Here is a 14412-nt window from a genome sequence, read left to right on the forward strand (position 1 = left end):
GGCTGGGGCTGGGGCTGGGGGTGGCGGCGAGTGCCGCCGCGATGGTGCTCACGAGGTCGGTTCCTTGTCGGCTGGGATCCCGGCGAACAGGTCGGTCTCCGGGAGCTCGGTCGGCACACGGGCCTCCACGAGCTGGTAGTCCTCGGTCGGCCACACCGTCGCGAGGAGGTCGTTCGGCCAGTAGAAGAAGGCGCTGTCCGGGGCGACCTGGCTGGCGTGCGCGCGGAGGGCGGCGTCGCGCTGGTCGAAGTACTCGTGCACGTCGACGTGGGTGGTGGCGAGGTCGGGTCGGTCGGCGAACCGCTCGACCCACTCGCGCAGCTGCTCGACCGCGGGGCTGTCCGGGTCGCGCTCCTGGAGGGCCTCGAAGATGGTGCTGAAGCGGCGCGGGTTCATCGTGCGCTCGTAGTAGAGCTTCGCGATCGACCACGGTGCTCCGGCCGAGGGGTACGCGGTCGGGTCGGCGGCGGCGGTCCACGCGGCCATCGACACCTCGTGCGTGCGGATGTGGTCGGGGTGCGGGTAGCCGCCGTTCTCGTCGTAGGTGACGAGCACGTGCGGGCGGAACCGGCGGACCACACGGACGAGGGCCTCGGTGCTGTACTCGAGCGGCACCGTCGAGAACGTGCCGGGTCGGACCGTCTCGCCCTTCTCGGCGTCGGGCAGCCCGGAGTCGTGGTAGCCGAGCCACACGTGGTCGATGCCGAGCGCTCGCTGCGCGGCAGCCATCTCGGTGCGGCGGTACCCGGCCATGTCGCGGTGCGCGCGGCTCGTCGCGGGTTCGCCGAGCTGGTCGTTCAGGATGTCCCCGGCCTCGCCACCGGTGCAGGACACGACGAGCACCTGGTGCCCGTCGGCCACGTACTTCGCGGCGGTCGCGGCACCCTTGCTCGACTCGTCGTCGGGGTGGGCGTGGACGGCCAGCAGACGGTAGGGCACGTGGGGTTCCTCACTGCGGGTGAGCGGCGTCGGACGCGGGCAGCGCACAGCATGGCGTGAACTACCCTGGGATCAGGATATCCACCCCGGGAGCCCCGAACTGTCCGAACAGCACCAGACCGCCACCCTCGACGAGCGCTACGGCCGCACCCCGGCCCGTAGGCGCCGCAGCCGCCTCATCGCGATCGTCGCGGCCATCGCCGTCGTCGTGGTCTTCGGTGCTTGGGTGATCTGGGCAGGCCTCGACCAGTCCGACCGCGGCCTCGACCACGACGTCATCGGGTACGAGGTGCTGTCCGAGCACAGCACCGTCGTCCACTCGCAGGTGTCCGTCGACCCGGGGGTCGAGGCGAAGTGCGCCGTGCAGGTCCTCGACAAGGGCTACTCGATCGTGGGATGGAAGGAGATCACCGTGCCGGCGTCCGAACAGCGCAGCCGGAGCATCTCCACGCAGGTCACCACGACGACCCGGGGCGTGACCGGCTTGATCCACGACTGCTGGATTCCCTAGACTGTCCTGATTCGCCTCTCGAGACCGACCACTCGGCCGGTCTCGTTTTTTCATGGTCGAAGGGACAGAACATGAGCAACGACACGCAGGTCACCTGGCTGACCCAGGAGGCGCACGACCGTCTCAAGGCGGAGCTCGACGAGCTGAGCGGCGAGGGCCGTGCCGAGATCGCGCGCCGCATCGAGGCCGCGCGCGAAGAGGGCGACCTCAAGGAGAACGGCGGCTACCACGCCGCGAAGGACGAGCAGGGCAAGATCGAGGCCCGCATCCGCGTCCTCACCGAGCTCCTCAAGCACGCCACCGTGAGCGAAGCCGCGTTCGACGGGACCGTCGAGCCGGGCACCGTCGTCACGGCGGTCATCGCCGGTGACGAGTCGACGTTCCTGGTCGGCAGCCGCGAGATCGTCGCCGAGGGCTCCGACCTGACGGTCTACAGCCCGGTCAGCCCCGTCGGCGCGGCCATCGTCGGCCTCAAGGCCGGCGACAAGGCCACCTACACGGCGCCGAACGGCAAGGAGATCGCCGTCGAGGTCGTCAAGATCGAGCGCTACGAGCCGTAGACCCGGCCCACTGCAGACGGGAGGCCCGTGGCGACACCGCCACGGGCCTCCCGTCTGTCCGCTGGTCGTGCGGCCGCGCGGCGGACGCCGAACGACACCGTCGACGTCGCACGACAGCGACGAAGTCGCTTGCACGCGGCCGCAACAGTTGCACGCGCGCACCAGCGACAGGAACGCTGTCGTACGACAGCGACATCGTCGCGTCCGCCCCTCGCGGACTAGTGCTCGAGGAGCTCCGGACGGAAGCCGACCTCGTGCAGTCGCTGGATGACCTCCTGCGCATGCTCCGGGCCGCGCGCCTCGATGGACAGGTCGAGGGCGACCTCGTTGATGACCAGACCCTGCCCGTGGCGGGTGTGCAGCACCTCGACCACGTTCGCGCCGGCGTCGGAGATGACCTGCGCGACGCGAGCGAGCTGGCCCGGACGGTCCGGGAGCATGATGCGGATGCCGATGTAGCGGGAAGCCGCCACCAGGCCGCGGGTGATCACGCGCTCCATCATCAGCGGGTCGATGTTGCCTCCGCTCAGCAGCACCACGGTGCGGCCGGTGTCGCGAACGGCCCCGGACATGATCGCCGCGACGCCGACGGCCCCCGCTGCCTCGACCACGAGCTTGGCGCGCTCGAGCAGGACGAGCAGAGCGCGGGCGGTGTCGTCGTCGGAGACGGTGACGATGTCGTCGACCAGGTCGCGGATGATCGGGAAGTTCAGGTCCCCCGGCCGTGCCACCGCGATGCCGTCGGAGATGGTGGGCTTCGTGGTGATGGTGACGGGTTCACCGGCGGTGATCGACGACGGGTACGCCGCGGCGTTCTCCGCCTGCACCCCGATCACCCGGATCGGCCGGCCGAGTCGCTCGGCCATGCCCTTGACGGCGAGTGCGATGCCCGAGATGACGCCCCCTCCGCCGATCGGCACGACCACGGTGTCCACGTCCGGTACCTGGTCGATGATCTCGAGGCCGAGCGTGCCCTGGCCGGCGATGACGGCCGGGTGGTCGAACGGGGGGATGAACACGGCACCGGTGTGCGCGGCGAAGTCCTTCGCGGCGCTCAACGCCTCTTCCACGGAGTGGCCGCGCAGCACGACGTCGGCGCCGTAGTGGCGGGTGGCCTGCAGCTTCGGCAGGGCGACCCCGACCGGGGTGAAGATCGTCGCGGGGATCCCGAGCTCGCGGGCGGCGAGGGCGACGCCCTGCGCGTGGTTGCCCGCGCTCGCGGCGACGACGCCCTTGGCACGCTGTTCTGCAGAGAGGGTGGAGAGCCGGTTGTAGGCACCGCGCACCTTGTACGCACCGGTGCGCTGCAGGTTCTCGCACTTCAGGTGCACCGGGGACCCGAGCAGTTCGGCGAGGAACTGTGACGTCTCCATCGGGGTCACCCGCGCGACGCCCTTGATGGTCTCGCGCGCCGCCTCGATGTCCGCGAGGGTCGGGATCGCGGTGAGCGTGTGCGGGGAGGCGCTGGTGTCGGTCACTCCCCCATCATCGTCGTTCCGGGGCCCGGCGGCGAACTCGTGTGACGCTCAGTTGGTGCTGGCGGTGCCTTCTTCGGCGGAGGGCCCGGCGTCCACGCCGGGAGCCGGGACGTCGTCACCGACCTTGTGCCGTCGCCAGCGCAGCAACTGGATCTGCCCGTGCTGCCCGCGCTTCGGCGTCGCTTCGAGCACGTGGTCGGAGTCGAGCCGCCGCCAGCGTCCGCTCGCGATGGTGGTGACCATGGCGTTCAGCGTCGCGATCAGCGGCACGGCGAAGAACGCCCCCGCGATGCCGGCGAGACCGGAGGCCGCGGTGACCCCGAGGACGACCGCCAGCGGGTGCACCTTGACCGCGTTGCCCATCACGAGCGGCTGCAGGATGTGCCCCTCGATCTGCTGGACGAGCAGCACGACACCGAGCACCAGGACCGCAGCGAGCGGACCGTTGAAGATCAGGGCGACGAACACCGCCAGGAAGCCCGTGACGATGGCACCGACGACCGGGATGAAGGCGCCGAGGAAGACGAAGGCGGCGATCGGGATGACGAGCGGCATGCCCCCGAAGAAGAGCCCGACGATGAAGGCGCCGAGCCCGATGCCGACCGCGTCGACGAAGGCGACGAAGATCTGCACCCGGATGAAGCTCGTCAGGGTGATCCAGCCGGCGACACCCGCACCGTCGACCGCCGCGCGGGCCTTCTTCGGGAAGAGGCGGACGGACCAGCGCCAGACGTTCTTGCCGTCGATCAGCAGGAAGATCGTGGTGAACAGGGTGATGAAGAGCGCCGCGAACACGTGCGTCGCGCCCGAGCCGGCGCTGGCGACCCCGGACAGGATCGAAGCGGAGTTGTCCTGCAACCACTTCGTGCCGTCGTCGAGCCAGCCGTTCACGTCGGACTGGCTGATGCCGAACCCGGAGTTGAGGACGAAGTCCTTGATGTTGGCGTACTGGTCGATCGTCCGGTCACGCAGGGACGGGTACGACGCGACGATCTGGTCGACGACGAGCCAGATGAGGCCCCCCAGGGCCGCGACGCCGCTGAGCAGGCTCAGCACGACGGCGAGCCACTTCGGCACGTGGTGCCGCTGCAGCCAGTTCGAGACCGGGACCAGGAGCGCCGAGACCACGATTCCCACCAGGAACGGGATGAGGATCTCGCTGAAGACCGTGACCAGCCAGATGAAGACGGCGATCACGCCGACGACGACGAGCGCCCGCCACGACCACGCACCGGCGATGCGGACGCCGATCGGGACCGATTCCTCGACCACGGGGTCGGGGTGTGTCTGCTTGCTTCCCCATGCCATGGCCCGAGTGTAGCGATGTGCCTCCCGTCAGGTGCCAGATGCGGCATACGTTCGTGGACGCTCATGTCGGCGGCGTTCGGTAGCGTCGCGGCATGCCCAGGTCGACGCTCTCCGCCGCCGAGGCCCGCCGGGTCGCACTCGCCGCACAGGGGTTCGGGCGACCGTCGACGGACCCCGTCTCGACCCGTACCCTGAACACCGCGTTCGGGCGGCTCGGGTTGCTGCAGATCGACTCCGTCAACGTGTTCGAGCGCAGCCACTACCTGCCGCTGTTCGCCCGCCTCGGCGCCTACGACCGGACCACGCTGGACCGGCTGACGCTCGGTCGTTCCGGGCCGTACACCGAGTACTGGGCACACGAGGCCGCGTTCATCCCCCGCGACGACCTGCGGCTGTTCCGGTGGCGGATGGACGCCCTGCGCGAGCGTGACGCCGGACCGACGCGGGTCGACGGGGTGACCCGGACCGCTGCCGTCCGACGCGAACTGCACGCGCTCCTCCGCGCCGAGGGGCCGATGCCGGCGAGCGCGGTGGAGCACGAGTCGAACGTGCGACGTGGTCCCTGGTGGGGCTGGAGCGACGTGAAGCTCGGGCTCGAGCAGATGTTCCGCTGGGGCGAGGCGGTGAGCGCCGGACGTGCCGGGTTCGAGCGGGTCTACGCCCTGCCCGAGCACGTGCTGCCCGCCGGGTTCCTCGAGACCGCCCCGCCACGCACCGATGCGGTGCTCGAGCTCGTGCGCCGGGCCACCCGTGCGCTCGGCGTCGGCACCCGTGCGGACATCGCGGACTACTACCGGCTGCGCGCCGACGACACCGCGGCCGCGATCGCCGAGCTCACCGCCGCCGGCGAGCTCGTGCCGGTGCAGGTGGAGGGCTGGGGCGAGCGGGCCTGGCTCGACGTCGGCGCTCGGGTCCCCCGGCAGCTCAGCGCCGATGCGGTCCTCAGCCCGTTCGACCCGGTCGTGTGGTTCCGGCGCCGGGCCGAGCGGATGTACGGCTTCCACTACCGGATCGAGATCTACACGCCCGCACCGAAGCGGGTGTTCGGCTACTACGTGCTCCCGGTGCTGCAGGACGACCGGCTCGTCGGTCGGATCGACCTCAAGAGCGACCGGCAGCGCGGGGTGCTCCGGATCCGGACCGCATGGCAGGAACCCGGCGAGCACCTCGACGCAGAGCGGCTCGCCGAGACCCTGCGGCGGACCGCGGCCTGGCAGGGCCTCGGCGGAATCGAGGTGACCGACCGCGGCACCGCTGCGGCGTCCGTCGCCGGAGCACTCGGGCTGCCGCTGGTGCCGCACGTGTCCGCCGACGACGCGGACGCAACCGAGGTCGAGGGAACAGCCGAGGTCGAGAGCGCAGCCGACGTCGCGGCCGCCGGCCCCTCCAGCTGAGCCGTCAGAAGCGGTCGGCGTCGGCCCGCAGGCGCGCGATGCGGTCGGGCAACGGCGGGTGCGTCGAGAAGAGCCGGTCCATGACCCCGGGGCGCATCGGGTCGGCGATCCACAGGTGCGCCATCGAGGAGTTCTGCGTCTGCATCGGTCGGCCGTGTGCGCCGAGCTTCTCGAGCGCGCGGGCCAGCCCCTCCGGGTACCGGGTCGTCATCGCCCCCGTCGCGTCGGCCAGGTACTCGCGCTGCCGGGACACCGCGGCCTGCACGCCGGCCGCCGCGATCGGTGCCACGACGACGGCGACGATCCCGGCGACGAGCAGCACCGGGTTGGCGCCGCCGCTGTCGGAGTTGCGGTTCCGTCCGCCGGACAGGCCGCCGAAGATCGAGATGCGCAGCAGGACGTCTGCGATGAGTCCGACGGCCACGACGAGACCGAAGACCATCGTGGAGACCCGGATGTCGTAGTTCCGGACGTGCCCGAGCTCGTGCGCCATCACACCCTGTAGCTCCTGGTCGTCCATCAGCTCGAGCAGTCCGGTCGTCGCCGCCACCACCGCGTGCTCGGGGTCACGGCCGGTGGCGAAGGCGTTCGGGGACGGGTCGGGGATGACGAACACCCGGGGCATCGGCATGCCGGTCGCGATGGCGAGGTTCTCCACGGTCCGCCAGAGGCGCGGCTCCGAGTTCCGGTCGATCTCGACCCCGCCGGCGATGGCTGTGGCCTGCCGTGCCGCCAGGAAGTACTGGAGCACCGCGTAGCCGAGGGCGACCACGAGGACGATGAACCCGATCGAGACGTTGCCGGCCAGGTACCCGCCGAGGAACCCGAGCCCGCCGATGATCAGCAGGAAGACCAGGACGATGACGACGGTGTTCCGTTTGTTCCGCGCGATGGCGCTGTACACGTCGGCTCCGACGCTGGGGTCAGAACTGGACGCGCGGCGGCTCGGCGATGGCCGCCGGCTCGTTCGTCTCGAAGAACGGCGCCTCGGTGAAGCCGCGGTTCTTCGCGAACGTGGAGTTCGGGAACACCCGGATCTTCGTGTTCAGCTCGCGCACGCCACCGTTGTAGAAGCGACGGGCGGCCTGGATCTTGTCCTCGGTGTCCACGAGCTCGGACTGCAGCTGCAGGAAGTTCTGGCTCGACTGCAGCTGCGGGTACCCCTCGGCCACCGCGAACACGCTCTTCAACGCCTTCTGCATGTGTCCTTCGGCTGCGGAGGCCGTGTCCGCGTCTCCGGCACTCAGCGTCTCGGCGCGGGCCTTCGTGACGTCGTCGAAGACCGCCTTCTCGTGCGTGGCGTACCCCTTGACCGTGTCGACGATCGTCGGGATGAGGTCGGCGCGCCGCTTGAGCTGCACCGAGATGTCGCTCCAGGCCTCGTCGACCCGGACCTTGAGCGTGACGAGCGAGTTGTACGTCACCCAGAGGTAGATCCCGATGATCACCAGGACGACCACCACCACTCCGACGACGATGAGCGTCGTGACGAGTCCGGTGTCCATGGGGCGTACTCCTTTGCGCGTCGGGATCCGCGGTGCTGCGATGGCCTGAACGGCCATCGTGAAGTCTATCGACGCGCTGACCGTCCTCCGTTCCGTGAGCACTGTTCACGGGCGATTCCCGAGTCACGCACACCGGGCATTCGGACTGCGATCCGATCCGCAACCTCATCCGCGAGGTGTATTGACCCGGGGCCGCCGAGCCCGTGGGATGGGTCCGGTGAACGCGCGCGGGGAGAACGTGGACGGGGCCGTCGGGGGCGACGGCCCCCGTCGTCGTCCCCGCTCCGCCCTGCTCGCCGCGGCGACGATGCTCCTCACAGCGACCTTCCTCGGCACCGTCGCCGCTCCGGCCGCCGCCGCAGGCGCAGCCGCTCCGACCGTCGCAGCCCCAGCCGTCGCCGCGGCCGGCACCACTCCCACCGCCACACCGGCGCCGAGCGAGATCGCCCCGCCGAGCACCGGCCGACCGGGCGCTCCGACGCCGACACCGACCCGTCCGGCCGTGCGTCCCACCATCGCCGACCCCGGCGACGTCACGACGGGCACCACCCGCTTCCACGGCACCGGCACCCCCGGGCACGCGGTCCAGGTGACCGGTCCGGCAGCGGCCGGAACCTCCGGGTGCACGACCCGGGTGGGGTCGAACGGCTCGTGGGCCTGCCTCGGCACGGTGCGCTCGGGCCCGCAGCAGGTCTTCACGGTGCGCGACCTCGTCGCCACGACCCTCCCGACCGCGAGCGCACCGGCCTCGGACGTCATCGTCCCGCCGACCCTGGTGGCCGGCGGCCCCACCGGCGGCACGGTCTCGGGCACGGGGTACCCCGGATCGACGGTGACGCTGTCGGTGTCCGGCTCCTCGACGCAGCAGACCGCCCGCGTGGGTGCCGACGGCCGGTGGGTCGCGGCCCTCGGCGCCCGTGCCGACGGCCGGGTCACCGTCACCGCTACGCAGACGGCCAGCACCGCCCGCGGCTACCGGTCGGACCTGCGGAGCGCTGCCTCCGCGCCCGTGTCGATCACGGTCGACCGCACCGCCCCGGCTGCTCCGCGCATCACGGCTCCGGACGACGGCCAGCGGATCGGCGCACGCGCGACGACGGTGCGCGGCACCGGCGAGCCCGGCTCCCGCGTCACGGTGTACGTCGACCGGGCTCCCGTGTGCGGCGTCGTGGTCGCGGCCGATGCCTCGTGGTCGTGCTCCACCGCGGGGTCGACGTTGCGCACCGGCGGGCACCAGCTGACCGCGACGCAGCACGACCCCGCGGGCAACTACTCGCGGTCCTCGGCAGCCGTGCGGGTCACGGTGTGGTCGACCACCTCGGCGCCGCCCGGCACGGCGACGCCGGACGCCACGGACGGCCCCGGCACGCCGGGCGCCTCGACGCCTGAGTCGGGTGCCTCGGCGGGGACCCCCGGTGTGACCGACAACGACGGCGGCACCGGCGACTCGGGCGACGGCGACGCCGCGAACGGCACCGACGCGAACGGCGGCGGGGGCGACACCGGCAAGGGCAGCGGAGACGACGGCGGAACCGCAGCCGGCACCGGCAGCAGCCCCGGCACCGGCGGCAGCGCCCCGGCAGGCGTCGGCAGGTCCGGCGGTCACCCGGACTGGTCCGGCCCCGCCGGCGACTGGACCGCCGCGACCACCTACGACCGCACCGTCCCGACCATCCAGGCCGCGTTCTCCTGGCGCACCGTCCTGATCGCCACCGCCGTCGCCGCCGGCTTCCTCGTGCTGATCGCCGCACCGCTCGCCCTCGTCGCCGCCGTTTCCCGTGGCCGCCTCCGGTCACCCTTCGCCGGGCTCCTCGGCCGGAACCGCTCCCGGTCCGACCGTGCCCGCGGCGACGACGTCCTGCCGACCTGGGCATCCATCGCCATCGCTGTGTCCGTCGCCGCGCTCTGCACCCTGCTCGGCGTCGGTGTCGAACTCGAGGCCCGCTACGTCCGACTCACGATCGCCGTCCTGCTCGGCACCGCGGTCCTCACCGCCGCGGTCGTGTTCGCGACCCGCTGGGCAGCCGGAGCCGACCACCGGACCGTCGGCTTCCGGGTGTCGCCGTGGCTCGTGCTCGCGGCGCTCGTCGCGTGCGGCATCACGCGTGCAGCCGACCTCTCCCCCGCCCTCATCGTCGGGGTCGTCCTGGTGCCGTCCGCCCGCCCCGACCTCGGGACCGGCCCGCTCCGCCTCGGGTCCGGGATAGCCCAGAGCGCCCGCGGGGCGACCGGGCGGGTCCTGGCCCTGCTCGGACTCGCGGCGGTCGGCTGGGTGCTGCACAGCCTCCTGTCCGGCGGGGGCTTCTGGGTGTCGCTCGGCTCGGAGTTCGCCATCACCCTGTGCGTCGGCGGCCTCGGTGCCGTCGTCGCGACCCTGCTGCCGGTCGCGGGGTCCGCCGGCAGCGCGCTCCTCGCCGCCTCCCGTGGTCGGTACGTCGCGCTCGCGGTGGTCGCCGTGGCCCTGACCACCGCCGTCTACTCGGGCACGACCGGCACACACGCCGCTCCGGCCCTGCTCGTCGGCATCGCCGCGACCTGCGTGGCGGCCGCGATCGCCGCCATGGTCTGGGCGCGCACCGCGCGACGGGCGACGGGCGCCTGAGCCGCACCGAGCCTCCAGGCCGTCCGTCGGCGGATCCGTGACCTGCCGGACGACCGGCACTCCAGGACGAAGACCGCGGCTGACGGGGCAGACGGCCGGCTCACCGGGCCGGAGCAGGGCCGACACCTGGCCGGGTGACGGTCGGGAGGCCCGTGGCGGCGTCGCCATCGGCCTCCGGTCCGTCAGCCGGTCGCGTCCACCGCGCGCCGGGGCGCGTTGCGGGCGAACAGGCCGGGCAGGAGCCCGCCGATCTTCGTGCCGATGCACAGGCTGACGAAGGTCGCGAGCGGGGTCGCGAGGGCCTCCGGGTCGAAGGTCGCGACCGCCACGAGCCCGACCGTCCCCGGCACGAGGAGCAGGAACGCCGGGAAGAACGACACCGTCGCCGGGATCGCCGGCACGAGCCGCTCGAGCAACCGTGTCGCGACGAACAACAGCGCCGCTGCGGCGCCGGTCGCGACGACACTGCCCCAGAGCGGCGTCGTCACGCTCACCACGGCGTAGGCGGTGACCATGACCGCCACCGACACGAGCGTCAGGCGCCACCCGGACCGGAAGACCAGGCCGAGCCCGACCGCCAGCACCACGACGGCGACCCACGACACCCAGTAGACCGGGACGGACTCCCACCCGGCCAGGTCGGTGCCGACCCCGGCGACCTCGCCGACGAGCGCGGCCGAGGACGGGTCGACGTGCAGACCGGTCAGGGAGCTGCCGGAGGCGATGCCCGCGGCCATGAAGCCGAGCATGATGAGTCCCTGCACCAGCCGCGAGGACCCGGTGACGATGTCGGCGGCGGTGAGCTCGAGGAGCGCGTTCGTGATGAGCGCGCCGGGGACGAACACCGCGACGGGGGCGCAGACCGCGAACAGCGGGACCTGCTCGAAGCCGGTGCCCGCCGCGACCAGGCCGACGATCGCCGTCGACACGAACGCGGCCAGGAACGGGATGATCGCGACGGCCTCGCGGAAGCGCCGGAGCAGCAGGCCGATCACGCCGACCAGGGCGCCGACGACCAGCGCCAGGACGATCGCCCACCACGGGCAGCGGAAGACGACGGCGAGGCCGGCGGAGGTCAGGGCGTTGCCGAGGATCCACGGCAGGGCGGGCGGCGGGACGGTGCCGGCGCGGATGGCCCGGACGCGGGCGGGGATCTCGGCGAGGGCGATGGAGCCGCTCTCGAGGCCGAGCACGACGCGGTTCGCGCGGGCGGCCTGACGGGAGGACAGTTCGACGCCCTCGGCGTTGACGATCGTGGCCGCACCGGTCGACACCTCGCTCACCATCACCAGGGCGGGCAGGACGCCGATCGCGAGCGTCGGTCCGACCCCCGCGGCGTCACGGGCCTTCTCGAGCGCCGACCGGACGTCGGTGACGGAGCTGCCGGCGTCGAGGAGCAGGGCTCCGAGGGTGCCGAGGAGCATGCCGACGGGGACGCTCTCGCCGTCGACGACCTCGACGTGGGCCTCGGGTCGGCGGAGGGCGTTCTGCAGGTTGGCGAGTGCGCTTCCGAGTCCGACCACGATCGTCGATGCTACTGGGCTGCGAGCCGGTCGTGGCGTCGGGCCGTCTTCGCGGGAAGGCGACGGTCCGCGGGCCGGGAGGCACGTGGCGGGCCGGTCCCGCGCCTCCAGTCCGATGCCCAGGGCGACCCGACCGCACCGTCGAAGCGACAGATGGCAGGACCAGCGCTCGGTCTGTGCGGCCGGAGCGACAGGACGACGCGAACTGTTCGCGGAGTTCTGTCGCTTTCGCAGCGGCACGCGGCGGGCGCCGCGCCGCGCCGTGCGCGTGCCGGGTCTCGGCGGTACCCCCGGTGGGACTCGAACCCACAACTCGGCGATTTTAAGTCGCGTGCCTCTACCGATTGGGCCACGGGGGCGGGCCGCAACAGCCTACCGATGCACGAAGGCGGCCACCCGTCGCAGGTGACCGCCTTCGTGACGAACGCGTGGTGCTACTTGGCGTCGGCCGGGGCCGTCACCGGCTCCGCGGCGTTGGAGACGTCCTTCGCGGGCTCGCCGTACACGGGGCCGGCGGCACCGGCGACCTTGCCCTCTTCCGGAGCCTGGGCAGCGGCGGGCGCGGCCGGGGCCTCGGCAGCGGGCTTCGGACGCGACGCGAACGCCTCGAACGCGGCACGAGGGGTCTCGCGGTCGTCGAGCGACACGATGTCGCGGCCCAGGAAGAAGCCACCGACCCAGTCGCCGATGACGCGCCACTTGCGCTCCCACGACGGCATGGCCAGGCCGTGGTAACCGCGGTGGGCGCCCCAGGCCAGGAAGCCCTTCATGGCGAACTTGCCGGACTGGAACACGCCGGTGCCCAGGCCGAGGCCCGCGACGGCGCCGAGGTTCTCGTGCTTGTAGTCGGTCGTCGCCTCGCCACGGATGGTCGCGACGACGTTCTTCGCGAGCTGCTTGGCCTGGCGCACGGCGTGCTGGGCGTTCGGCACGCAGAACCCTCCGACACCGCCGCCGGTCAGGTCCGGCACGGCTGCGACGTCGCCGCAGGCCCATGCGTCGGCGATCACGCCGTTGTCGTCCACCACGCGCAGGTCGGGCTGCACGCGGATGCGGCCACGCTGCTCGAGCGGGAAGTCGGTGCCCTTGACCATCGGGTTCGCCATGACACCGGCGGTCCAGATGATGAGGTCGGACGGGATGGTCTCGATGGCGCCGTCGCTCGTCTTGAGCTCGCAGACACCGCCGACGGCCGAGGCCAGCTGGGTCTCGAGGTGCACGGTCGCACCGCGCTCGGCGAGGTTCTTGAGCACCCAGTGCGAGGTCTCGAGCGAGACCTCGGGCATGATGCGGCCCATCGCCTCGACCAGGTGGAAGTGCGTGTCGTCGAAGGACAGCTGCGGGTGGCTCTTCAGCAGGTCGGTGACGAAGGAGCGGAGCTCGGCGAACACCTCGATGCCGGCGAAGCCACCACCGACGACGACGACGGTGAGCAGGCGGTCGCGCTCGGGACCGGCCGGCAGGTTCGCCGCCTTGTGGAAGTTGCTGAGGATGCGGTCACGGATCGACGCGGCTTCCTCGATGGTCTTCAGGCCGATGGCCTCGTCCGCGACGCCCGGGATCGGGAACGTTCGGGACACCGCGCCGGCCGTCATGACGATCTGGTCGTAGGACTCCTCCCACGCCTCGCCCTCGGTGGGGGTGATCGTCGCCGTCTTGGTGGCGTGGTCGACCTTGGTGACCTTGGCCGTGACGACGCGGGTCTTCTTGAGGTGACGACGGTGCGCGACGACCGCGTGACGCGGTTCGATCGAACCAGCGGCGACCTCGGGCAGGAACGGCTGGTACGTCATGTACGGCAGCGGGTCCACCATGACGACCTCGGCTTCGCCCTGGCGAAGGTGCTTCTCGAGCTTCCATGCGGTGTAGAAACCGGCGTAACCGCCGCCGACGACGAGGATCTTGGGCACGGGGGATGATCTCCTTGGATGGGGGTGTGCGGGAGTCGAGTCAGACTTCGCCGCCACCCGCCCCGACTCCAGCGTCTGCACCGTCATCATACGCCCGGCACTCACACCGGGAGGGCGACCAGTCCGCGCGCTCGAGCGCGAGGTCGCCGATGGGGTTGACGCCGGGTCCGGCGGCGAGGGCGTGTCCGACGAGGGCGTGCAGGCACTTCACACGGGTGGGCATGCCACCGGCGCTGATGCCGTCAATCTCGTCGACGTGTTCGATCGACTCGCGATCGGCCAGGTAGGACTCGTGGGCCGCGCGGTACTGCGCGGCGACTTCGGGGTCCTCGAGCAGGGCTGCCAGCTCGGGCATGACCTGGTTGGCCTCGAGGGTGCTGACCGCAGCGGTGGCCGCGGGGTGGCACAGGTAGTAGAACGTCGGGAACGGGGTGCCGTTCGACAGCCGGGGCTTCGTGGAGACGACGGTGGGGTTGCCACAGACGCAGCGTGCCGCGATCCCGATGACGTCACGTGCCGGTCGGCCGAGCTGCGCCGACACGACCTGGACGTCGCGGTCGGAGGGCGGGTCGAAGGGAGGGGTCGTCACGGGAACGTGAGCCTACCGGAGAAGCGGAACCCCTCGCACCGTCGGGCCGGACGGCGCCGCCCCCTGCGGTCCCCCGGGCTCCTTGCTCTCGGC

Annotated in this window: 12 protein-coding genes and 1 tRNA gene; 4 read left to right on the plus strand and 9 right to left on the minus strand. The window is 72.0% G+C overall.

What is annotated here, in order from left to right; genetic code table 11:
- Positions 1–48: 48 nt before the first annotated feature.
- Positions 49–939: a mycothiol conjugate amidase Mca gene (mca, locus tag KK097_RS15865; RefSeq protein ID WP_214528965.1), complete on the minus strand. Its 891-nt coding sequence runs from the start codon at positions 937–939 to the stop codon at positions 49–51.
- A 19-nt stretch (positions 940–958) separates the two neighbouring features.
- Here mca and KK097_RS15870 point away from each other — a divergent pair, with 19 nt between their 5' ends.
- On the plus strand, positions 959–1450 hold the full coding sequence (locus KK097_RS15870; RefSeq protein WP_214528964.1) for a DUF4307 domain-containing protein: 492 nt from the start codon (positions 959–961) through the stop codon (positions 1448–1450).
- A gap of 71 nt (positions 1451–1521) precedes the next feature.
- Entirely contained in the window at positions 1522–2010 is a 489-nt protein-coding gene (gene greA, locus KK097_RS15875) for a transcription elongation factor GreA (protein WP_214528963.1), read from the plus strand.
- Between the two features lie 218 nt (positions 2011–2228).
- Here greA and ilvA read toward each other — a convergent pair whose 3' ends face one another.
- Together ilvA and KK097_RS15885 are read right to left on the minus strand one after the other, a co-directional pair.
- Positions 2229–3488: a threonine ammonia-lyase gene (gene ilvA / locus KK097_RS15880; protein ID WP_111096026.1), complete on the minus strand. Its 1260-nt coding sequence runs from the start codon at positions 3486–3488 to the stop codon at positions 2229–2231.
- A 48-nt stretch (positions 3489–3536) separates the two neighbouring features.
- Positions 3537–4796, minus strand: coding sequence for an AI-2E family transporter (locus KK097_RS15885; RefSeq protein ID WP_250892837.1), 1260 nt, complete (start codon positions 4794–4796; stop codon positions 3537–3539).
- 92 nt (positions 4797–4888) lie between these two features.
- Between KK097_RS15885 and KK097_RS15890 the strand changes: the two genes are divergently transcribed.
- A complete protein-coding gene (locus KK097_RS15890) occupies positions 4889–6190 on the plus strand; it encodes a winged helix-turn-helix domain-containing protein (protein ID WP_250896823.1) in 1302 nt (433 codons plus the stop codon).
- Between the two features lie 4 nt (positions 6191–6194).
- Here the strand turns inward: KK097_RS15890 and KK097_RS15895 are convergent, their stop codons facing one another.
- Together KK097_RS15895 and KK097_RS15900 are read right to left on the minus strand one after the other, a co-directional pair.
- Positions 6195–7094 (minus strand): M48 family metallopeptidase, encoded by a 900-nt coding sequence (locus tag KK097_RS15895; protein ID WP_214545401.1) that lies wholly within the window; start codon positions 7092–7094, stop codon positions 6195–6197.
- A 19-nt stretch (positions 7095–7113) separates the two neighbouring features.
- Positions 7114–7695 carry a LemA family protein gene (locus KK097_RS15900; RefSeq protein WP_214528961.1) on the minus strand — a complete coding sequence of 194 codons (582 nt, stop codon included), beginning with the start codon at positions 7693–7695 and terminating at the stop codon, positions 7114–7116.
- A 217-nt stretch (positions 7696–7912) separates the two neighbouring features.
- On the opposite strand from KK097_RS15900, the gene KK097_RS15905 reads away from it, so the two are divergent.
- Positions 7913–10297, plus strand: coding sequence for an Ig-like domain-containing protein (locus KK097_RS15905; protein WP_214545402.1), 2385 nt, complete (start codon positions 7913–7915; stop codon positions 10295–10297).
- A gap of 182 nt (positions 10298–10479) precedes the next feature.
- Here the strand turns inward: KK097_RS15905 and KK097_RS15910 are convergent, their stop codons facing one another.
- From KK097_RS15910 to KK097_RS15925, 4 genes are all read right to left on the minus strand, one after another.
- Positions 10480–11820, minus strand: a complete 1341-nt coding sequence (locus tag KK097_RS15910; RefSeq protein ID WP_214545403.1) for a threonine/serine exporter family protein — start codon at positions 11818–11820, stop codon at positions 10480–10482.
- Positions 11821–12105: 285 nt separating this feature from the next.
- Positions 12106–12179, minus strand: a tRNA-Leu gene (locus tag KK097_RS15915).
- Between the two features lie 75 nt (positions 12180–12254).
- Positions 12255–13730 (minus strand): NAD(P)/FAD-dependent oxidoreductase, encoded by a 1476-nt coding sequence (locus KK097_RS15920; RefSeq protein WP_214545404.1) that lies wholly within the window; start codon positions 13728–13730, stop codon positions 12255–12257.
- Between the two features lie 40 nt (positions 13731–13770).
- The gene (locus KK097_RS15925; RefSeq protein WP_071406119.1) at positions 13771–14319 is read right to left on the minus strand and encodes a DUF501 domain-containing protein; all 549 of its coding nucleotides are present in this window, start codon (positions 14317–14319) and stop codon (positions 13771–13773) included.
- Positions 14320–14412: the final 93 nt, after the last annotated feature.

The sequence above is a fragment of the Curtobacterium flaccumfaciens genome, from assembly GCF_018598405.1.
In the GTDB taxonomy this organism is placed as follows: Bacteria; Actinomycetota; Actinomycetes; order Actinomycetales; family Microbacteriaceae; genus Curtobacterium; species Curtobacterium aurantiacum.

What these genes read in the sequence shown, in the direction of transcription:
- KK097_RS15885 (WP_250892837.1), bottom strand. Translation starts at nt 4,796, where the DNA reads ATGGCATGGGGAAGCAAGCAGACACACCCCGACCCCGTGGTCGAGGAA.
- KK097_RS15900 (WP_214528961.1), bottom strand. Translation starts at nt 7,695, where the DNA reads ATGGACACCGGACTCGTCACGACGCTCATCGTCGTCGGAGTGGTGGTG.
- greA (WP_214528963.1), top strand. Translation starts at nt 1,522, where the DNA reads ATGAGCAACGACACGCAGGTCACCTGGCTGACCCAGGAGGCGCACGAC.
- KK097_RS15890 (WP_250896823.1), top strand. Translation starts at nt 4,889, where the DNA reads ATGCCCAGGTCGACGCTCTCCGCCGCCGAGGCCCGCCGGGTCGCACTC.